Consider the following 20385-nt stretch of genomic DNA (forward strand, 5'->3'; position numbering starts at 1 on the left):
GCGCCTGGGATCAGGTCGCGTCGACGTCGTACGGCGGCAGCTGCCCCTCGAGCAGCACGGCCCCACCCGTGGGTGGCCCGGGGTCCGGGTCCTCCATCGCCTCGATGATGTGACGCCGGACGATGTTGCGCGGGTCGAGGTCGCGCAGCTGCAGGTCGGCGTAGTCGGGGCCGAGCTCCTCACGGAGCTCGTCGCGTGCCGAGTTGGCCATCGCCTTGGCCTTGCGGATCATGACGCCGGCCTGCTTGGCCAGGACGGGGAGCCGGTCGGGCCCGAAGGCGATGATGGCGACGAACGCGATGAGCGCGAGCTCCATCAGCCCGACGTCGAACACGGCTCTAGAACTTCGCGCTCGGGGTGAGGCCCAGCTGCATCCCGGCCAGGCCGCGTCCGCGCCCGGCGAGCGCGTCGGCGATCGACAGCAGCTCGCGGGCAGCCGGTGAGGTGGGGTCGGACTCGACGATCGGCTTGCCTGCGTCGCCCCCTTCGCGCAGCGAGGGGTCGAGCGGGATCCGGCCCAGCACCGAGACGTCGTAGCCGAACCGCTCCGAGAGCGTCCGGGCGACCCGGTCGCCACCACCGCTGCCGAAGACCTCCATCGTGGAACCGTCGGGCAGGGTCAGGAAGCTCATGTTCTCCACGACGCCCACGACGCGCTGGTGCATCATCGAGGCCATCGTCCCCGCGCGCTCTGCCACCTCGGCGGCGGCCTCCTGCGGCGTGGTGATGACGACGACCTCGGCGTTGGGCAGGTGCTGGCCCAGCGAGATCGCGACGTCGCCGGTGCCCGGCGGCAGGTCGAGGAGGAGCACGTCGAGGTCGCCCCAGTAGACGTCGGAGAGCATCTGGACGAGCGCCCGATCGAGCATCGGGCCGCGCCAGGCAACGACCTGGTCGCGACGCGGCTTGAGCATGCCGATGGAGATCACCGAGACACCGCTGGGCGTCGGGACCGGCATGATCAGGTCGTCGACCTGGGTCGGACGGGCGTCGGCGACGCCCAGCATGGCGGGGACGGAGTGGCCATAGATGTCGGCGTCGACGACACCGACCTTCAGTCCCTGCTTCGCCATGGCGAGGGCGAGGTTGACCGTCACCGACGACTTCCCGACACCGCCCTTGCCGCTGGCGATGGCATAGACCTTGGTCAGCGAGCCCGGCTGCGCGAAGGGGATCTCGCGCTCGGCCTTGCCGCCGCTGAGCACCCCCTTGAGCTCGGCGCGCTGCTCCGGGCTCATCACGCCCAGGGTGAGGTCGACGCCGGTGACGCCCGGCACCGTGGAGACGGCGGCGGTCACGTCACGGGTGATCGTGTCCTTGAGGGGGCAGCCGGCCACGGTGAGCAGCACGGTGACGGCAACCTGGCCGGTCTCGGAGATGACGACGGAGTCGACCATGTTGAGTTCGGTGATGGGGCGCTTGATCTCGGGGTCGTTGACCTGGGCGAGAGCAGCAGTGACCTGCTCGACAGAAGGGATGCTCATGATGGTCCCGAGTCTACGAGCCCACCGGGCACCTCAGTCCGTGGGTGGCGAGGGGTGGTCAATGCCGTCCTCGGGCCGGGTCAGCTCCTCCAGGTCGCTGTAGAGCCCACGCAGTTCCGAGCGCAGGAAGTCGCGGGTCGCGACCTCGCCCACCGACATCCGCAGGGAGGCCACCTCGCGGGCGAGGAACTCCATGTCGGCGTGGGCGCGCGCGTTGGCCTGGCGGTCCTGCTCGGCCACGACCTTGTCCCGGATCTCCTGCCGGTTCTGCGCCAGCAGGATCAGGGGTGCGGCGTAGGACGCCTGCAGGCTCAGCATCAAGGTCAAGAAGATGAAGGGGAACTTGTCGAAGCGCCACTCCACGGGCGCCAGGGTGTTCCAGAGCATCCACACGATCACGAAGAGCGTCATGTAGATCAGGAACTTCGCCGTGCCCATGAAGCGGGCGAACTGCTCGGCGAAGACGCCGAAGGCGTCGGAGTCGTAGGAGCGCCGGGGCATGATCGCCCGACGGGTGTCGCGGGGCGTGTCCAGCCGGGTCCGGGTCCGGGTCCGCTGCTCGCTCATCGGCCGCTCCCCGAGATCGGACCGGGCCGCACCGCCTGGTCACGCCAGTTGTCCGGGAGCATGTGGTCCAGCAGGTCGTCGACGGTCACGGCTCCCAGCAGTCGCCCCTCCTCGTCGACGACCGGAGCCGCCACCAGGTTGTATGTCGCCAGGTGGGCCGCCACCTCGTCGATCCCGGCGTCGGGGCGGAGGGGGTCCATCGACTCGTCGAGGGCTGCGGCCACCAGCGTCGACGGCGGCTCGCGCAGCAACCGCTGGATGTGGGCCGCGCCCAGCAGCCGCCCCGTCGGGGTCTCCAGCGGCTGGCGACAGACATAGACCAGCGCAGCCAGGGCGGGGGTGAGCTCCGGGTTGCGCACGTGCGCCAGCGCGTCGGCGACGGTGGCGTCGGGGGAGAGGATCACGGGCTCGGGGGTCATCATGGCGCCCGCTGTCTCGTCGGCGTACGACATGAGGCGGCGGACGTCCTCGGCCTCGTCCGGCTCCATGAGGCCGAGCAGGGTGGCTGCGGTCTCCGGACTGAGGTCGGCGATCAGGTCGGCCGCGTCATCGGCCGACATCTCCTCGAGCACGTCGGCGGCGCGCTCGGAGTCGAGGTGCTCGAGGATCTCGACCTGGTCCTCCTCGGGGAGCTCCTCGAGCACGTCGGCGAGCCGCTCGTCGCCCATGGCGGCGACCACGGCAGCGCGACGCTCGGGTGGCAGGTCGTGGATCACGTTGGCGGCGTCGGCCGGTCGCATCTCGGCCAGGGTGGCGATCAGGCGAGTCGCGCCCTGGGTCTCGTCGCGCCGGCTGAGCCCCTCGACGTCGCGCCACTCCACGATGTGGGACTGGCCTCGGCGCCGGAATCCCTTGGAGGGCTCCTGGACTGCCACACGCGAGAGCACCCAGTCACGGTTGCGCGCCTGCTCCATCGCCACGTCGTAGACGGTTCCCTGGATCCCCGAGTCCTTGATGGTCACGCGACGGTCGAGCATCTGGCCCATGACCAGCGTCTCGGTCGAGCGCTGCTCGAAGCGGCGCATGTTGAGCAGCCCCGTCGTGTAGACCTGTCCGCTGTCGATGTTGGTCACCCGCGTCATGGGGACGAAGATCCGACGACGACCGAACACCTCGGCCACCATCCCCAGGACCCGGGGCTGGTTGGCCTCCGAGCGGAGCGCGACCACGATGTCGCGCACCTTCGCCACCTGGTCGCCCTGGGGGTCGAAGATCGGCAGACCCACGAGGCGGGCCAGATAGACCCGGGTCGGCGTGCTGCTCATGGCGCGAAGGCTACCGGGGCTGCTCCCTCGTCAGGCGGCAACGCGACGGGCCGGGGGCTGCGAAGATGTGTCAGGGCATGCGGTGTCACCTACCATCGAGCGCATGGCAACCCAACCGAACCGGATCGTCGCCGCGCTCGTGGCCCTTCTCGCCACGGCCGCGCTGAGCGCCTGTGGCGACGACTCCGAGGTGGCTCCGACGACGCGCGAGTCGGCGTCGGACTCGCCGTCGGTGTCATCCAGCGAGTCACCCCTCCCCGACGGTGCGATCCCCGAGTGCGCCGACGTGTGGGTCGACGGGGCGACGCTGCCCAAGGACTACACGGCCTGCACCAGCGACGGTGAGACCGTCAAGCCGGTCAAGCGCACGTGCGGCTTCGGAGCCAAGCTGCTCGAGCACGACGGCCGCTACTTCGCGATGCTGGGCAAGCCGATCTCGGACGCGGGCGACCTCGAGACCAACGACGACTACCAGCAGCTGCTGAGCAGCTGCCAGGCCTGACGACAACCGATCATCGCCGGGCGGCATCTCAGCAGGAACGAGCACGCCCGAGTTCACAGCAAAGGGACAAGTCACCTCATGAAGTCACGCATGACCATCACGGTCGCAGCCTCGGTCCTGGCGGTCGTCGCACCGCTGACCGCCCTCTCGACCCAGGCCAACGCCTCGCAGGCGAGCGGCGTGCTGTCCAAGCCCACGTCCACGACCACCGCAGCTCCTGTCCTGGCGTCGCCGACAGCTTCCGAGACGACCCCGCCGCCCGCCACGCCCACGGCGACCCCCTCCGAGGAGGAGACGCAGTCGACGAGCAAGTGGGAGCCCAAGGCGGGGGTGCGGTTCAACGAGCCGCGTCAGGCCGAGAAGTCGCACAAGATCAACCGCTACATCCGCAACGCCATCGCCAACAGCCCGAAGGGCTCGAAGATCCGGCTCGTGACCTGGAACTACAGCAACGCGCTCTTCGTCAACGACGTGATCGCAGCGCACAAGCGCGGGGTGAGCGTGCAGATCATCATGGCCAACGGCCTGGCCAAGGGTCAGGGACCGGGGAGCTACTACCCCCGCACCCGTGACGCGCTGGCCAAGGGCAACAAGAAGCGCGCCGACGACATGGTCAGCTGGTTCCGCACCTGCAAGAACTCCTGCCGCGGCAAGGAGGGCATCCAGCACGGCAAGTTCTTCATGTTCAGCCACACCGGCGGTCGCAACAACGTCGTCATGTCGACCTCCGCCAACCTGACCGATGCTGCCGCCTACGTCCAGTGGAACGACCTGCTGACCGTCATGGAGCGCCCGGTCACCTGGGCTCACTACGAGAAGATCTTCAAGCAGATGTCGCGCGACAAGCCGGTGAAGAAGGCGTTCTACAAGTTCACCGACGGTCCCTACGAGGGCTGGTTCTTCCCCAACATGGGCAAGCTGCGCAACTACAACGTGCTGCGCATGCTCGACAAGGTCAAGTGCAAGGGCGCGGTCGGCGAGGCCGGCAGGAACGGCCACACGGTGATCCGGGTCTCGCAGGCCGTCTTCAACGGACGACCCGGCTCGGCCGTCTCCGGCAGGCTCAAGGGTCTCCACGAGCGCGGCTGTCGGATCAAGATCGTCTATGGCGTCCTCAACAACCTGTCGCGCTCCAACCTGGAGGACATCCCGCGCAGGACGATCCTCGAGGACACCAACGACGACGGTTATGTCGACCGCTACATCCACATGAAGGCACTGACCATCTCGGGCAACTACGACGGCAAGCGCGCTTCGCACATCGTCTACCAGGGCAGCGCCAACTGGTCGGGCATGAGCACCCTCTCCGACGAGCAGGGCTTCATCATCCGCAGCAAGAAGCTGGAGCAGAAGTACTCGCGCTTCATCAACTACCTCTTCAAGAACCCGCCGCCCCAGGGCGAGGACCTCACCAAGGAGATCATCCTGCGCCAGCGGGCCGGCTTCGACCCGTTCGCCCAGGTCCGCGACGAGATGGGCATGGGCCGGATGACGCCGGCCCCCTGATCCCGCTCGTCCGACCTGATCGGCAACCAATCCAGGACCTCGTGCGTCCCCTCCCTTGCAGGGTCGGGACCACGAGGTCTGCTGGCTCCTGTGACGAATGTGTTCTAACGTGACTGGTGTTGCTGGTGACACCTGTCGTCCGTGCCGTCTACCCCGGAGGTCGCCATGAAGGCGTACATCGCCCTCATCGCCCTGCTCGCGAGCCTGCTGACCCCGGTTGCCGGTGCAGTCGCCCTCACCCCGACGACCACCGCCCCGAGCGCACCCGCAGCGCGGGCCTCCTCCTCGGGGGCACCCTCTCGGCCGGTGGTGAGCACGGGTGCCGCCTGCCAGGTGACGGCTCGCTGCTGTGCTGGGGACGCGACCAGTACGGCCAGCTGGGCGACGGCAAGGTCGGCCCCGACGTGAGCGCTCCGCAGGCGGTGCGCGGCGGCAAGAAGTGGCGCTCGGTCTCGTCGGGTGGTGCCTCGACGTGCGGGATCAAGAACAGCGGCAAGCTGTTCTGCTGGGGCCTCAACCACCGTGGACAGATCGGTGACGGGAGCACGAAGGTCCGGGCCAAGCCCGTCGTCGTGTCGAAGAAGACCAAGTGGAAGAGCGTCGACGCGAGCTGGTTCAACACCTGCGCCATCACCAGCAAGAAGAAGCTCTTCTGCTGGGGCGACAACGCCGCCAGCCAGCTCGGCCCCAAGACCAGGGCAAAGCAGTCCCCCAAGCCCGTGAAGCTCCCCGGCGGTCGCTGGACCACCGTCTCGGTCGGCAGCCGCTTCGTGTGCGGCACCAAGACCGACGGCTCACTGCGGTGCTGGGGCGGCAACCTGTTCGGCCAGCTCGGGACCGGCTCGTATGCCGGGAAGTCGCGCCCGGTCCGGATCGGTGGCTCGACCAGCTGGGCGGAGGTCTCGACCTCCTGGACCCACACGTGTGCGCGATCGACCGCCGGCGCCGTCCAGTGCTGGGGCCGCAACACCTACGGCGCGCTCGGCAACGGCAACGTCACCACCACCCCGAGCCCGCAGACCGTGCTGGGCAACCACAAGGCAGTCGACCTGGCCACCTTCGAGGGCGGCTCCTGCCTGCTCGACGACAAGGGTCAGGCGTGGTGCTGGGGCAACAACGCCTACGGCCTGATCGGTGACGGCAGCGTCCCCTTCACGGCCGAGCCCGTCGCCGGGCCGAGCGGTCTCACCGAGATCGAGGGCGGCTGGCGACACGTCTGCGGCCTCACCGCCACCGGCTCGACCTGCTGGGGCGCCAACGACCGCGCCCAGCTCGGCAACGGCACCCTGACCAGCAGCCCGTCCCCCCTCGAGGTCGAGCCCCTCCCCGCGCCCGACCCCGCCGGTGCCACGGACTTCCGGATCGCCACCGTCAACGCCCTGGGCAACGGTCACACCCGCCCCTACGCCCACGACGACGCCTTCGCGCCGGCGACCACGCGGATGAGCTGGCTGGCCGACCAGCTCGACAACAGCGCGATCGACATCATGGGCCTGCAGGAGCCCAACTCCGACCAGATGTTCCACTTCCTCAAGGCCGCACGCGGCACCTGGGACGTGTGGCCCCGGCCCGAGTCGGGCGACGACGCGGTCGAGGCCCCGCTGGCCTGGCGCACGAGCGTGTGGGAGGCGGTCGAGAAGACCACGCTGACCACGCAGTTCATCAGCAAGGAGCTGCCGCGTCCGCTGGTCAGGCTGCGTCACCGGATCACCGGCAAGGAGATCTGGGTGCTGAACGTCCACAACGCCCCGTGGGACTACCAGTTCAAGCGGGACAAGGCGACGCGGGTGCAGCTCGCCAAGATCAACGAGCTGCGCGCCACGGGTGTGCCGGTGTTCTACATCGGTGACATGAACGAGAAGCGCACGCTGCTGTGCAACGTGCTCAAGAAGACCGACCTCGTCAGCCCGTACGGCGGTTCCTACGACCCGGTCACCAAGCGCTGCACCAACCCACCCAGCCGGATGCGGGTGGACTGGATCTTCGGGTCACCGGAGGCGGCGTACAGCAACTTCGAATACACCCGACCGCCGTTGCTGAGCCTCGTCACCGACCACAACATGGCGCTGGTCGACGTACGCCTGCCCTAGCCCGGCAGTCCGCTCGATAGGCTCCACCCGCACGTCACGCAGCGGCGGGGCCAAGAGCAGTCGAGCAGGAAGGGGAATGACGTGGCAGAGCGCGTCGTCCTCCACATCGGCTCGATGAAGTCGGGCACGAGCTTCATCCAGAACGTCCTGGGCAACAACCGCGAGGCGCTGGCCCAGCACGGCATCACGTTCGCCGGCGAGCGCTGGCGAGACCAGGTCGCCGCGGTGCAGGACCTGATCGCCCACGGCGGGCCCCGCCAGGCCGCTCTCGACCCTGAGGGGCCCTGGCAGTCGCTGGTCGACGAGATCAATGCCACGCCGGGCACCGCGGTCGTCTCGATGGAGTTCCTGGCTCCCCGGGTGACGCGCAAGATCGAGATCATCCGCGACGGGCTGCAGGGACGGCTCGAGGTCGTGCTGACCGGGCGTGACCTTGCCCGCAACCTCGCGGCCATGTGGCTGGAGTCGGTGCAGAACGGGTCGGCTGTGACCTGGGACGACTACCTCGCCGCCGTACGCTCCGAGGACGGCAAGTCGCCCGTCGCCCGCAACTTCTGGAACCACCAGGGCCTGGCTGCGATCGCGCGGCGCTGGAGCGACGTGGTGGGCGCTGAGCACTTCACCCTGATGACGGTGCCGCCGAAGGGCGCGCCCAGCGACCTGTTGTGGCAGCGGTTCGCAACCGTGCTGCAGCTCGACCCGGACGCCTTCGAGCTCGACGTCCGGGCCAACCGGTCGATTGGGCTCGCGACCGCACTGACGCTGCGTCAGCTCAACGAGCTGCTCGGACGCGGTGGCACGCCCGCGGCCGACCACAAGTTCTATGACCTCCTCGTCAAGCACCTGCTGGCCAAGCGCAGCCTGGCCGCCCGGGCGGGCGAGCCGACCCTGGGGGTGGACGAGCGCTGGGTGATGAAGCGGGGAGCGGCCGAGGTGACGGCCCTGCGCAAGCAGGGGCACCGTGTGATCGGCGACCTCGACGAGCTCCAGCCCCGACCCGTGCGCGGCATCCATCCCGACCAGGTCTCCACCCAGACCCAGCTGGAGGCGGCGATGGACGGGCTGACCCGGATGACCGAGCTGAGCATGGAGCGCGAGGCGATGCACCGGCAGCGGTTGCGCCGCGCGAAGAAGCGGAGGAAGGCATGAGCCCCACCGACGGTCCGTCCCCTGCGGACCTTCCCCAGGTCGCGGTGATCACGATGGCACGCGACGAGGGGCCGATGCTGCGTCGGTGGGTGGAGCACTACTCCCGCGAGGTCGGCGCGCACAACCTCGTCGTCGTCGACGACAACAGCACCGACGGCTCGACCGACGACCTGCCCTGCCCGGTTCTGCGCATCCCGCCGCTGACCAAGAAGTCGTTCGAGCCGGCACGCATGGGCCTGCTCGGCGGGCTCTCGGCCGGTCTGCTCGAGGCCTATGACGCTGCGATCTTCTGCGACGTCGACGAGTTCATCGTCGCCGATCCCAAGGTCCACGCGTCCCTGCGCCACTTCGTGGCGGCTCGTCCCGGCCGACAGGCCGTCGGGGTGATGGGTCTCAACCTCGTCCACGACGTGACCCGCGAGCCCGCGCTCGTCGAGGGTGAGCCGATCCTGGGCCAGCGCCAGCTGGCCAAGTTCCTGCCGCTGATGTGCAAGCCGTCGCTGAAGTGGGAGCCCGCCAACTGGGCCCTGGCCTCCCACGGCATCCGGTGCCCGTTCGAGGTGGACCCCGAGCTGTTCATGTTCCACATGAAGTTCGCCGACCGCGACCACCTCAAGGCCGTGGCCGACCGGCGGCACGAGATGTTCCGCACCGACGGTCGCGCCGCCAAGACGAGCTGGGAGCGCAGCGGCGGCGACATGGTCAACCTGCTCGACGAGATCACCGCCGAGATCGACCACGACGCCATCAAGCCGTTCGGGCCGCCCCTGAAGAAGCTGCCGGGCATCGTGGAGCAGTCGGCGCCGGACGTATGGCGAGCGGTGGGCGGCGGCCAGGTCCAGGCCATGCGCAACCGGCCGTTCGTGCGCGTCCCGGACCGGTTCCTCGGCCGGGTGTGATGCGCTCATGGCTCGTGCTGGGCTGAGCGACGTCCGCATCGACGACGACGGACTGCGGTTCACCGCGGTCGACGACGTCCTGTGCAACGTGGGCTTCGACGGTCGACGGATCTGGTCGTTCTGGTCGCTGCGCGACAGCGTCGCCGACGACGGCGACGACGCGGGGGCGGCTGCGCGGCGCGTGGCGTGGCCCGAGCGGCTCACGATGCACCTCGTCGGGGTCACGCGGCTCACCCTCACCCTCGGCGACGGGGACGTCGTCGTCGACGAGGAGGTGCGCTTCGGTGACGAAGACCGGCGCCTGACCGTGGTCGGCCGCGACGGGGCGCTGCTCGGCATCGACATGTATGGCCGGCTCGTCAAGACGTTCGAGACCAAGGACGAGGCCGAGCTCACGCCGCTGCTCGACGCGCTGGAGACGGTGCTCGACCTCCTCCATGACCAGGGACTGGCCGCCTTCCCGGCCTACGGCACCCTGCTCGGAGCGGTCCGCGAGGGGACCTTCCTGGGCCACGACAACGACGCCGACGTCGGCTATGTCAGCGAGCACACCCACCCGATCGACGTGATCGGTGAGTCCCACCGGGTTCAGCGCGCCATGGAGCGCCAGGGCTATGCGACGAGCCGGCACAGCGGTGCGGCGTTCAAGATCGACGTCCCCGACGCCGACGGCTCGGTGCGGGGGCTGGACGTCTTCGGCGGCTTCTTCTCCGAGGGACACCTCGCGCTGCTGGGTGAGATCTGGGCGCCGTACGAGCGCGAGTGGATCTTCCCGCTCGGCACGGTCACCCTCGACGGCCGCGTGCTGCCGGCACCGGCCGACCCGGAGCGGCTGCTCGTCGAGACCTATGGGCCCGGCTGGCGGGTCCCCGACCCGGCGTTCCGCTACGAGAAGGACCCGGCCGTCCAGCGGCGCTTCGACGAGTGGTTCCGCGGCACCCGGCTCCACCGTGCCGCCTGGGACCACCGTTACGGGCTGGCCCGGCTGCTCCCGCCCTACCAGCCGCCCCACGACATCTCCCGCGTCCTCCACGAGCGCGAGGACCCGGACGCCTGGGTGCTCGACGTGGGGTGCGGCCGCGGGCGCGACGGTCGCTGGCTCGCCAAGCAGGGCCGCGCGTGCGTCGGGCTCGACTATTCCGGGGTGGCGATGCAGTTCGTGGCCGCCAAGGCCGCTGCCAACGACTGGCCGCTCGAGCTGCGCACGATGAACCTGCTCGAGCTGCGACACGTGCTGGCCTGGGGTGCCAAGCTCGCCGCGCGGTCCGGACCGCGGACCGTGCTGGCCCGGCACGTCATCGACTCCACCTCGCCCTACGGCGTGGACAACTTCTGGCGGCTGGTGTCGATGGTGCTGCGGCCGGGGGAGCGGGTGCACCTGGAGTTCCTGACCGAGGAGATCGTCGACGACGACGGGCGGCCGCCACTCGTGGTGCCGCTGCTCGTCGAGGACGTGGTGGCGGACGTCGAGCGCCGCGGTGGCCGGGTCACCGGACGGACCGACCTGGTCGGTCAACCGATCGACTACGGCTATGGGGAAGAGTTGTCCCAGGGCAAGCAGTGGCGGTCGTGCCGCCTGGAGGTGGAGTGGCAATGAGGAGTTCTCGCAAGGACCTCGAGGAGCGCGTGCGCGAGCTCGAGGAGCAGGTGGCCGCGCTGAGCGCCCGAGTGGAGGAGGGGGCGGTGCTGCACCAGCGGTTCGCCGAGCTCCTCGACGTGGTGACCGAGCTGCTGCCGGGCGCCGACCAGTCGAAGGTCGAGCGATACGTCGACGAGCTGGGCTCCTAGGCGCATGGCTCGTCGCGTCTTCGTCCACATCGGGCTGCCGAAGACCGGCACGTCCTACCTCCAGGCCATCGCCTGGCCCGGTCGTGCACGGCTCCGTGACGCCGGCGTCCTGCTCCCGGGCGCGCGCAAGAGCGACCACCTGTTCGCCTCGATGATCGTGCGCGACGACCCGGGCGTCAGCCGGCGCGGTCCGGGCGCGGCGCAGGCGTGGGACCGGATCCTGGCGGACACCGCCGCCTGGGACGGCGACGTGCTGATCAGCCATGAGTTCTTCTGCGCCGCCTCGCATCTGCAGGCGCAGCGGATGGTCGACCAGCTGGCTCCGGCCGAGGTCCACCTGGTCGTCACCACCCGTGACTCCCTGGGGCTCCTCGCCAGCAGCTGGCAGGAGTCGTTGAAGAACAAGTCGACCACGCCCCTCGCCGACTACGGCCGGGGCGAGTCCGACGATCCCCGCGCCGTGTGGGACTGGCGTGCCCTCGACCTGGGGCTCGTGCTCGACCGCTGGTCGCCGACGCTGCCGCCGGAGCGACTCCACCTGATCGCGCCCCCGCCGGCCGGTGCACCTCGCGAGGAGCTGTGGACCAGGCTCTGCGGGATCCTCGGCATCGCGCCCGACACCTGCGACACCTCGCAGGGCTTCGCCAACGCCTCGATGGGGGTGGTGGAGGCAGAGACGATGCGCCGGATCAACGAACGGCTGCGCGGCTTCAACACCGCCCGGGCCCGCGGGGTCTGGCTCCGGTCGTTCCTCGCCGACTCCATGCTGGTGCCGCGCGGCGGCGAGCGCTTCTGGCCGGCTCCCGACCAGGTCGCGGATGCGCGAAGACGAGGGGCGCGTGCGGTCGCGAAGATCCGCGCATCGGCATACGACGTGATCGGGGACGTGGACCTGCTGCTGGTCCCCGACGAGCTCCCGGAGCGCCGGCATCCCGACTCGGTGACCGACGCCGAGGTCGCCGACGTGGCGCTCGACCTGACGGCCTCCCTGCTGGGTGAGCTGCAACGTCGCGCCGACCGCGGTCAGCGCCGACCCGAGCCCGTCCCACGTCGGACAAGGCTCATGCAGGCACTGCGCGGCCGCTGACCGCCGCCGGTCGGGGCCGTGTGGGCCGGGGCCGTGTGAGAACTCTCATTGTGGTCCGAGGGGCGGCCGGTCGACGTACGCGCCTAAACTCCGCGATAACCACGACGCTGCTTGACGAACGAAGGGACGCCTGATGGGTCGCCTGTGCCAGACCGACGGACTCAACGAGGACCAGACCGAGATCCTCAAGGCTGTTCGACAGTTCGTGAACGAGCAGATCATCCCGGTGGCCCAGGAGCTCGAGCACGCCGACGAATATCCGACCGACATCATCGAGGGCCTCAAGGAGCTGGGTGTCTTCGGCCTGACCATCCCCGAGGAGTTCGGTGGGCTGGGGGAGTCGCTGCTGACCTACGCGCTCGTGGTCGAGGAGATCGCCCGCGGCTGGATGAGCGTCTCCGGCGTCATCAACACCCACTTCATCGTGGCCTACCTGCTGATGCAGCACGGCACGGAGGAGCAGAAGAAGAAGTACCTCCCCGGCATGGCCGCCGGTGACGTGCGCGGCGCCTTCTCCATGTCCGAGCCGGGCCTGGGCTCCGACGTCTCGGCCATCACCACCAAGGCCACCAAGGGTGACGACGGCTCGTACTCCATCACCGGCCAGAAGATGTGGCTGACCAACGGCGCCACCTCGACCCTGGTCGCCGTGCTGGTCAAGACCGACGAGGGCGCCGACTCGGTCTACAAGAACATGACGACGTTCCTGGTGGAGAAGGAAGCCGGCTTCGGCGAGACCGCCCAGGGCGTCAACGTCCCCGGCAAGATCGACAAGATGGGCTACAAGGGCGTCGAGACGACCGAGCTCATCCTCGAGGGCCACGAGATCTCCGCCGACCAGATCCTCGGTGGGGAGCCCGGCAAGGGCTTCTTCCAGATGATGGACGGCGTCGAGGTCGGTCGGGTCAACGTCGCCGCCCGGGCCTGCGGCCTGGCGTGGCGCGGCTTCGAGCTGGGTGTCGCCTATGCCCAGCAGCGCAAGACCTTCGGCAAGGCCATCGCCGAGCACCAGGCGGTCCTGTTCCGGCTCGCCGAGATGGCGACCAAGGTCGAGGTCGCCCACACGATGATGGTCCGCGCGGCGCGGCTCAAGGACACCGGCCAGCGGCTGGACGTCGAGGCCGGCATGGCCAAGATGGTCGCCTCCGAATATGCCAACGAGGTCGTCGAGGACTCCTTCCGCATCCACGGCGGATATGGCTACTCGAAGGAATACGAGATCGAGCGCCTGATGCGCGAGGTCAAGTTCATGCTCATCGGTGAGGGCACGTCCGACATCCAGAAGATGATCATCGGCCGCTCGCTGCTCAAGGACTACAAGCTCAAGGGCTGACCGGCCCGCGTGGATAGGGTGACGCGCATGTCGCCCCGTCTCGTGCTCCATGTCGGAGTGATGAAGTCGGGGACCTCGTTCGTCCAGTCGCGCCTCTTCGCCAACAAGCGGCTGCTGCTGGAGGAGCGAGGCATCCTCGTGCCGGGGCTCAACTGGCTCTCGCAGGTGATGGCTGCCCGCGACGTCCTGGGCTCCGGTGACGCGCAGTGGGCCAAGATGGCCGGCAAGGTGCACGCCCACGAGGGCACCTCGGTGATCTCGATGGAATATCTCGGGCCGGCGCGCCCGGTCGTCGTACGCCGAGTGCTCGACACCTTCCCCGACCACCAGGTCGACGTCGTGGTCACTGCGCGCGACCTCAACCGGTCGATCGCGGCGATGTGGCAGGAGACGGTCCAGAACGGCCGGACCTGGACCTTCGCCGACTACCTCGCCGGGATCGAGGAGTGGCGCCCGGGCCACCGCGACGAGTCCCGGGACGCCCCCGAGTCGGGGCGGACGTTCTGGCGACAGCAGAACCTCGTCCGCATCGCCCGCACCTGGGGCGAGGAGGTCGGCGCGCCCGTCACCCTCGTCACCGTGCCTCCACCGGGCGCTCCACGCGAGCTGCTGTGGGAGCGCTTCTGCTCGGTCCTCGGCACCTCGCCCGACGGGTTCGCGCCGGCGCGGCTGGACAACGAGTCCGTCGGCGCGGCCTCGACGCTGGTCATCCGCCGGCTCAACGAGCTCCTCGACGAGGCCGGACTGCCGTTCCCGGAGGGGACCGACCTGCGCAAGGGCGTGCTGGCCAAGCAGGTCCTCGCGGCCCGCAAGTCGGTCGAGCCCTCGACCGGACTGCCCGTCGCGCCGTGGGTCCGTGACCACGCCGACCACATGGTCACGGCCCTTCAGGACCTCGACGTGGCGCTCGTCGGCGCCTGGAACGACCTCACGCCCGTCGACGTGCCGGGCGTCGATCCGGCCACGATCGACGCCTCACTCGTCGCCGACGCCGCGATCGCCGGGCTGGCCGGGCTGCTGGCCGAGCAGATCCGGACCGACGGTTGAGGAAGGCCGAAGGCCTGTCACGAGACCCCGCCCCAGCCGCGCTCGCTAGAGCCGGATCAGGGCGTCTCGTCCCAGCTCCGCGACCGTGCGGAGGCCGTTGAGCCCCATGGTCAGGTCGGCCTCGGCCAGGATGCACTGCAGCACGTGCTGCGCCCCGGCCGCGCCGCCCATCGCGATGCCCCAGCCATAGGGGCGTCCGACCCCGACCGCCGTCGCACCCAGCGCAAGCGCCTTGACCACGTCGACGCCCGAGCGGACCCCTGAGTCGAAGAGCACCGGCATCCCCTCGGCCGCTGCCACGACTCCGGGCAGGAGCTCCAGCGCGGGCGCGCTCGCCGCCTGGCGCCCGCCGTGGTTGGAGCAATAGATCGCGTCGACGCCTGCCTCCTTCGCGCGGCGGACGTCGTCGGGGTGACAGATCCCCTTGAGCAGCAGCGGCAGGTCGGTCAGGCCGCGCAGCCAGGCCAGGTCGTCCCAGGTGAGCGTCGGATCGCCGAAGGTGAGCGCCCAGGTGATCGTCGCCGTAGCCAGGTCCTCCTCCGGCGACTTCTCCAGCCGGCTGCGGAACACCGGGTCGCTGAAGTAGTTGGCCAGGCACTCGCCGCGCATCTGCGGGAACGTCGCGTGCTGCAGGTCGCGCGGACGCCAACCCAGGGTCCAGGTGTCCAGGGTGACCACGATCCCGGCATACCCGGCAGCCTCGGCGCGGCGCACGAGGCTCTCGGCCAGCTCGCGGTCGTTGGGCGTGTAGAGCTGGAAGAAGCCGGGGGTCTCACCGAGCTCGGCGGCGACGTCCTCCAACGGGTCCTGCATCAGCGTGGAGATGACCGCCGGGACGCCGGTCGCGGCAGCCGTGCGGGCGACCTCCAGGTCACCGTGCCCCCGGCGTCCATGATCCCGACGACGCCGATCGGGGCCATGAAGATCGGGGTGGGGTAGCGCCGTCCGAAGAGCTCGACCGACAGGTCACGCTCCGCGGCGCCGGAGAGCATGCGCGGCACGGTGCCCCACCGGCTGAAGGCCTCCACGTTGGCGTTCTGGGTCTGCTCGTCGCCGGCGCCGCCGGCCACGTAGTCGAAGAGCCGTTCCTCCAGGACCTCGGCCGCTGCCGCCTCCCACTTCTCCTGGGTCAGGGGTACGGCGGCAGCTGCCCGCCGAGTCCCGCGAAGTAGATGCCGGTGTTGAAGTCGGAGAGGTTGGCCATGGGCGAAAGCATGCAACATGCGGGGTTCGGCGTCGCCGGGAGGAGCCCGGCCGCGGCGCACGCATCGTCGTACTTCCACGCAGGTGCGTGGAAGTGCAGGTCCCGGGGCCGTGCGTGGCCCGAACATCGACGCAGGTGCGTGGAAATGCATCGGGCGGCGTCCCGGCGCCCGCTAGGGACGCCGGCCACAAACCCCCTCGACCCCGAGTTGACGCGACTGGCAGGCTGGCCCCCTGAGCAGAGGAGGACCACATGTCGAACGAAGACCTCAAGGCCAAGATGCGCGAGGCCCTGGACAAGAAGAACAACAAGGAGAAGGGCGTCCACCAGGACGGCCCGGTGCCGGAGAAGGCGCACGGCTCGGAAGTCGAGGGTGGCGCCGGCCCGAAGATGCATCGCCGCAAGGCAGGCGGCGGCGGCAGCTGACCCGAGGGGCACCGTCGTGAGAATGACCACGTGAGCACCCGCGTCCACCAGGGCGCGGGTGCGGCACGATGTGGGCCATGAGCAAGACGACGAGCAAGACCAACGCGGGCAACTTCTTCGAGGACTTCACCGTCGGCCAGGTGATCGAGCACGCGACGCCGCGCACGATCACCGAGGGCGACCGTGCGCTCTACCAGGCGCTCTATCCCACGAGGTTCGCGCTCCCCAGCAGCGCGGAGTTCGCCCGGCAGGTCGGTCTCGAGCGGCACCCGGTCGAGGATCTGATCGGCTTCCACGTCGCGTTCGGCAAGACCGTCCCCGACGTGTCGCTCAACGCGGTCGCCAACCTCGGCTATGCCGAGTGCCGTTTCCACCAGCCGGTGGCGCCGGGCGACACGTTGCGTACGACGAGTGAGGTCATCGGCCTCAAGCAGAACTCCAACGGCAAGACCGGCGTGGTCTACGTCCGCTCCACCGCGGTCAACCAGCGCGGCGAGACGGCCATCGACTGGTGCCGGTGGGTGATGGTGCACAAGCGGGACGTCGATGCCCCGGCGCCCGACACGTTCGTGCCGGACCTCAAGCCCGTGCTCGAGGCGTCGGACCTGAAGGTCCCTGCCGGCCTCGACTTCACGTCCTACGACTTCGCGGCGGCAGGGGAGCCGCACCGCCTCGGTGACTACGAGGTCGGCGAGAAGATCGACCACGTCGACGGGGTGACGCTCACCGACGCCGAGCACATGATGGCGACCCGGCTGTGGCAGAACACCGCGAAGGTGCACTTCAACACCCAGGCTCGTGCGGACGGCAACCGGCTGGTCTACGGCGGCCACGTCATCTCGATGGCGCGCGCCCTGAGCTTCAACGGTCTCGCCAACGCCCAGCTGGTCGCCGCGATCAACGCCGGCGCGCACACGGCTCCGGCGTATGCGGACCGCACCGTCTATGCCTGGTCGGAGGTCCTCGAGAAGGGCGAGACCGAGGCGCCGGGCGTCGGCGCTCTGCGTCTTCGCCTCGTGGCAACCCGCGGCCGCGACGAGTCGATGACGCTGCGCGGCGACGACGGGAAGTATGCCGACGGCGTCCTGCTCGACCTCGACTACTGGGCCCTGATCCCGGTCTGAGCGAGGAGTCTAGGGTCGGCCCATGAGCGCCGACCCCACCATCACGACCGAGCTGTGGCTCATCCGCCACGGCGAGACCGAGTGGAGCCGCGATGGCAGGCACACGTCGACGACCGACCTCCCGCTGACCGACAAGGGCGCCGAGGTGGCCCGCTCGCTCGGTCCCCGGCTGGCCGGCGTCGAGTTCGCCCAGGTCTTCACCAGCCCGCGCACGCGTGCGCGGGTGACGGCCGAGCTCGCCGGCTTCCCCGATGCGGCCGTCGACGACGACCTCGTTGAATGGGCGTACGGCGACTACGAGGGCATCACCACCGCAGAGATCCGCGAGACGGTGCCGGGCTGGACGGTGTGGTCCCACCCGGTGCCGGGCGGCGAGGACGCCCAGCAGGTCTCCGAGCGCCTGGACCGGGTGATCGCCAGGGCCCGCGCCAACGACGGCCGCACCCTCGTCTTCGCCCACGGGCACTCGTTGCGGGCGCTGACTGCGCGGTGGCTCGAGCAATCGGTGACCGACGGTCGCTACTACCGTCTCGACACCTCGACCCTGTCCGTGCTCGGCTACGAGCGCGAGACGCCGGTGTTGCTGCGCTGGAACTCCGCAGTGGCACTGGTCGGCCCTTGACGCCGCCGCGACAGGCGTGAGACTGGGGGCGTGCTCGACGCCGGCTGTCCCCGCTGCGCGCGGCCCGTGCGCGCCGAGGGCCCGGACCGGGTGTGCGGCCTGCACGGTGTCCAGCCGCCGTTGTGGCGGGCGCGCGAATCGACGTACGCCGCGTTCGTCGCCCACCTCGAGCAGGCGGACGGCTTCCCGACGCTCCTGCCGTGGCCCCTGTCGCCGGGCTGGCAGATCAGCGACTTCGGCGTGGTCGCCAGGGCGGGCCGGAAGCCGCAGGCGACGGTGACGTGCTGCTCGGGCGTGAGCGAGCTCGACGGAGCAGTCGACGTGTTCGTCGTCTCCGAGGAGCCCGGCACAGGCCTCGGTGCGCGGGTCGCGCGCCTCGACCGCAGCTATCCCAGCGACGTCGCTGAGGAGCCGCCGGTCGCGAGGGTCCAGGTGGACGGGCGGGAGGTTCCGTTGTGGGCGGTGTCGACGAGCGCAGCCGACGGGGAGTTCGACCGGGCGGTGCTCGTCGGCGAGGCTTCGGGGCGATGGTTGTGGATCGTCCTGCACCCGGCGTCGGCGATGCTCCTGATGCGCGACGACTGGATCCTCCGGGACGCTTCCGGTGCGGGAGCCGCGCTGATCGAGATGACCTTCGGGGGCACGCCGCCGCGGTGGTGATCTCGGCTGCAGATGCCAGACTGGAACCGTGCGTATCGACCTCCACACCCACTCGTCGGTCTCCGACGGGACGGATACGCCCGCCGACCTCGTACGCGCAGCCAAGGCGGCCGGCCTCGACGTGGTTGCGCTGACCGACCACGACACCGCCAGGGGCTGGGCCGAGGCGCAGCGCACGGCGGAGGAGGTCGGCATCGGGTTCGTGCCGGGCATCGAGATCAGCACCCGGCTCGGGTCCGCGAGCGTCCACCTGCTCGCCTATCTCCTCGACCCGACCCATCCGCCGCTGGTGACCGCGCTGGACGCGATCCTCGACGGACGCAACTCCCGCCTTCCCGCCGTGTGCTCCAAGCTGCAGGGCCTCGGGCTCGCGGTGACCGAGGAGGACGTGCACCGCGTCTCCGGCGACGCCGCGGCCACCGGCCGACCCCACATCGCCGACGCGATGGTCGCGGCGGGGTTCGTCGCCAGTCGGGAGGAGGCCTTCGCGACCTACCTCAACCCCGGTCGTCCTGCCTACGTCAAGCGCTACGCCTGCCCGCTCGACGAGGCCGTGTCGCTGGTCGTGGCAGCCGGTGGTGTCCCGGTGATCGCCCATGCGTGGGGTCGCTCGGTCGGTGTCATCACCGAGGAGGAGGTCGCCCGGCTGGCCGACCTGGGCCTGCGCGGCATCGAGGTCGACCACCAGGAGCACTCACCCCGCGAGCGCGACGCGCTGCGCGCCATCGCTCGCGACCTCGACCTGATCGTCACCGGGTCCAGCGACCATCACGGCCTCGGCAAGGTCGATCACGACCTCGGCTGCAACACCACCGACCCCGCAGAGCTCGAGCGCATCCTCAGCGAGGCTACTTCCGTCCCATCGACTGGAAGCGCTGGGCGAGCGGCGTCGGGATGATCCGCGTGAGCTGCTTGATCGCCTTGTACTGAGCACCCGGGATCGAGAACGCGCGGCCCTTCTCGAAGTCGGCCAGCGCCGTCCGGACGAGGAACTCGGCGTCGAGCCACATGAAGCCCTCACCGCGTTCGACGTCCATGCGCTGGTGGAACTCGGTCTTGGTGAAGCCTGGGCACAACGACATCACGCTCACGCCCTGCGGCTTGTATTCGTAGTGGGCCCACTCGCTGAAGCTGTTGACCCAGGCCTTCGCGGCCGAGTAGGTGCCGCGCGGCAGCCACGCCGCGACCGACGACACGTTGATGATCCCGCCGCGCCCGCGCTCGGCCATCGGCCCGAGAGCGGCGTGCGAGAGCCTCAGCACCGAGGTGACCAGCACCTCGAGCATCGCGTGCTCCTCCTCGATGGTGTTCTCGAGGAAGCGCTTCTTGAGTCCGAAGCCGGCGTTGTTGACCAGCAGCTCGATCGGGCGGGAACGATCGGCGAGCCGCGCCTCCACCGTGGCGAGCTGCTCGGGGACGACGAGGTCGGCGGCGATCGTCTCGACCTCCACCTCGTACGTCGATGACAGCTCGGCTGCCACGGTCGCCAGCCGAGCCTCGTCGCGGGCGACCAGCACGAGGTCGTGGCCACGCTCCGCGAGCTGGCGGGCGAATTCGAGGCCGATGCCGGCGGTCGCGCCGGTCACGAGTACGGAAGTCATGCCATCAGCAAACAGGTGTCGTCCCAATCGC

At 69.8% G+C, this 20385-nt stretch carries 23 protein-coding genes; 16 read left to right on the forward strand and 7 right to left on the reverse strand.

What is annotated here, in order from left to right; genetic code table 11:
• Window positions 1-10: 10 nt before the first annotated feature.
• From G7071_RS09340 to G7071_RS09355, 4 genes are read right to left on the reverse strand one after another with little or no spacing between them, the layout of a single operon-like run.
• Window positions 11-334: a sec-independent translocase gene (locus G7071_RS09340; RefSeq protein WP_166317798.1), complete on the reverse strand. Its 324-nt coding sequence runs from the start codon at window positions 332-334 to the stop codon at window positions 11-13.
• Between the two features lie 4 nt (window positions 335-338).
• Window positions 339-1484 carry an Mrp/NBP35 family ATP-binding protein gene (locus G7071_RS09345; protein ID WP_166317801.1) on the reverse strand — a complete coding sequence of 382 codons (1146 nt, stop codon included), beginning with the start codon at window positions 1482-1484 and terminating at the stop codon, window positions 339-341.
• Between the two features lie 33 nt (window positions 1485-1517).
• Window positions 1518-2051 carry a DUF1003 domain-containing protein gene (locus G7071_RS09350; RefSeq protein ID WP_166317804.1) on the reverse strand — a complete coding sequence of 178 codons (534 nt, stop codon included), beginning with the start codon at window positions 2049-2051 and terminating at the stop codon, window positions 1518-1520.
• Window positions 2048-3316 carry a magnesium transporter MgtE N-terminal domain-containing protein gene (locus G7071_RS09355; protein WP_166317807.1) on the reverse strand — a complete coding sequence of 423 codons (1269 nt, stop codon included), beginning with the start codon at window positions 3314-3316 and terminating at the stop codon, window positions 2048-2050. Before G7071_RS09355 ends, G7071_RS09350 begins: the two co-directional genes overlap by 4 nt.
• A 103-nt stretch (window positions 3317-3419) precedes the next feature.
• Here G7071_RS09355 and G7071_RS09360 point away from each other — a divergent pair, with 103 nt between their 5' ends.
• From G7071_RS09360 to G7071_RS09410, 11 genes are all read left to right on the forward strand, one after another.
• Window positions 3420-3818, forward strand: a complete 399-nt coding sequence (locus G7071_RS09360; RefSeq protein WP_166317810.1) for a hypothetical protein — start codon at window positions 3420-3422, stop codon at window positions 3816-3818.
• Window positions 3819-3896: 78 nt separating this feature from the next.
• Window positions 3897-5324 carry a phospholipase D-like domain-containing protein gene (locus tag G7071_RS09365; RefSeq protein WP_166317813.1) on the forward strand — a complete coding sequence of 476 codons (1428 nt, stop codon included), beginning with the start codon at window positions 3897-3899 and terminating at the stop codon, window positions 5322-5324.
• A 165-nt stretch (window positions 5325-5489) separates the two neighbouring features.
• Complete coding sequence (locus G7071_RS09370; RefSeq protein ID WP_166317816.1) at window positions 5490-5732, forward strand: hypothetical protein; 243 nt, start codon at window positions 5490-5492, stop codon at window positions 5730-5732.
• Complete coding sequence (locus G7071_RS09375; protein ID WP_484549353.1) at window positions 5672-7414, forward strand: RCC1 domain-containing protein; 1743 nt, start codon at window positions 5672-5674, stop codon at window positions 7412-7414. The genes G7071_RS09370 and G7071_RS09375 overlap by 61 nt, the downstream gene beginning before the upstream one ends.
• 81 nt (window positions 7415-7495) lie before the next feature.
• Window positions 7496-8563 carry a hypothetical protein gene (locus G7071_RS09380; RefSeq protein WP_166317822.1) on the forward strand — a complete coding sequence of 356 codons (1068 nt, stop codon included), beginning with the start codon at window positions 7496-7498 and terminating at the stop codon, window positions 8561-8563.
• A complete protein-coding gene (locus G7071_RS09385; RefSeq protein ID WP_166317825.1) occupies window positions 8560-9462 on the forward strand; it encodes a glycosyltransferase family 2 protein in 903 nt (300 codons plus the stop codon). Before G7071_RS09380 ends, G7071_RS09385 begins: the two co-directional genes overlap by 4 nt.
• 7 nt (window positions 9463-9469) lie before the next feature.
• The gene (locus G7071_RS09390) at window positions 9470-11059 is read left to right on the forward strand and encodes a class I SAM-dependent methyltransferase (protein WP_166317828.1); all 1590 of its coding nucleotides are present in this window, start codon (window positions 9470-9472) and stop codon (window positions 11057-11059) included.
• Entirely contained in the window at window positions 11056-11250 is a 195-nt protein-coding gene (locus G7071_RS09395; RefSeq protein ID WP_166317831.1) for a DUF6752 domain-containing protein, read from the forward strand. The genes G7071_RS09390 and G7071_RS09395 overlap by 4 nt, the downstream gene beginning before the upstream one ends.
• 4 nt (window positions 11251-11254) lie before the next feature.
• Window positions 11255-12337, forward strand: a complete 1083-nt coding sequence (locus G7071_RS09400) for a hypothetical protein (protein ID WP_166317834.1) — start codon at window positions 11255-11257, stop codon at window positions 12335-12337.
• Between the two features lie 133 nt (window positions 12338-12470).
• Window positions 12471-13670: an acyl-CoA dehydrogenase family protein gene (locus G7071_RS09405; protein WP_166317837.1), complete on the forward strand. Its 1200-nt coding sequence runs from the start codon at window positions 12471-12473 to the stop codon at window positions 13668-13670.
• A gap of 27 nt (window positions 13671-13697) precedes the next feature.
• Complete coding sequence (locus G7071_RS09410; protein ID WP_166317840.1) at window positions 13698-14717, forward strand: hypothetical protein; 1020 nt, start codon at window positions 13698-13700, stop codon at window positions 14715-14717.
• A 45-nt stretch (window positions 14718-14762) separates the two neighbouring features.
• Here the strand turns inward: G7071_RS09410 and G7071_RS09415 are convergent, their stop codons facing one another.
• Window positions 14763-15530, reverse strand: coding sequence for an alpha-hydroxy-acid oxidizing protein (locus G7071_RS09415; RefSeq protein WP_425489390.1), 768 nt, complete (start codon window positions 15528-15530; stop codon window positions 14763-14765).
• Complete coding sequence (locus tag G7071_RS19190) at window positions 15530-15940, reverse strand: alpha-hydroxy-acid oxidizing protein (protein WP_246209909.1); 411 nt, start codon at window positions 15938-15940, stop codon at window positions 15530-15532. The genes G7071_RS09415 and G7071_RS19190 overlap by 1 nt, the downstream gene beginning before the upstream one ends.
• A gap of 233 nt (window positions 15941-16173) precedes the next feature.
• Here G7071_RS19190 and G7071_RS09420 point away from each other — a divergent pair, with 233 nt between their 5' ends.
• The 5 genes from G7071_RS09420 (at window position 16174) to G7071_RS09440 (ending at window position 19651) form a co-directional block, all read left to right on the forward strand.
• Window positions 16174-16347: a DUF5302 domain-containing protein gene (locus G7071_RS09420; protein ID WP_166317843.1), complete on the forward strand. Its 174-nt coding sequence runs from the start codon at window positions 16174-16176 to the stop codon at window positions 16345-16347.
• A gap of 77 nt (window positions 16348-16424) precedes the next feature.
• Window positions 16425-17471, forward strand: a complete 1047-nt coding sequence (locus tag G7071_RS09425) for a MaoC family dehydratase (RefSeq protein WP_166317846.1) — start codon at window positions 16425-16427, stop codon at window positions 17469-17471.
• 22 nt (window positions 17472-17493) lie between these two features.
• Window positions 17494-18093, forward strand: coding sequence for a histidine phosphatase family protein (locus G7071_RS09430; RefSeq protein WP_166317849.1), 600 nt, complete (start codon window positions 17494-17496; stop codon window positions 18091-18093).
• Between the two features lie 30 nt (window positions 18094-18123).
• On the forward strand, window positions 18124-18753 hold the full coding sequence (locus G7071_RS09435) for a DUF6758 family protein (RefSeq protein WP_246209911.1): 630 nt from the start codon (window positions 18124-18126) through the stop codon (window positions 18751-18753).
• Between the two features lie 28 nt (window positions 18754-18781).
• Complete coding sequence (locus G7071_RS09440) at window positions 18782-19651, forward strand: PHP domain-containing protein (RefSeq protein ID WP_166317852.1); 870 nt, start codon at window positions 18782-18784, stop codon at window positions 19649-19651.
• On the opposite strand, the gene G7071_RS09445 is transcribed toward G7071_RS09440, so the two are convergent.
• Complete coding sequence (locus G7071_RS09445; RefSeq protein ID WP_166317855.1) at window positions 19602-20354, reverse strand: SDR family NAD(P)-dependent oxidoreductase; 753 nt, start codon at window positions 20352-20354, stop codon at window positions 19602-19604. The genes G7071_RS09440 and G7071_RS09445 overlap by 50 nt on opposite strands.
• Between the last annotated feature and the right edge of the window lie 31 nt (window positions 20355-20385).

The sequence above is a fragment of the Nocardioides piscis genome, assembly GCF_011300215.1.
Taxonomy (GTDB): domain Bacteria; phylum Actinomycetota; class Actinomycetes; order Propionibacteriales; family Nocardioidaceae; genus Nocardioides; species Nocardioides piscis.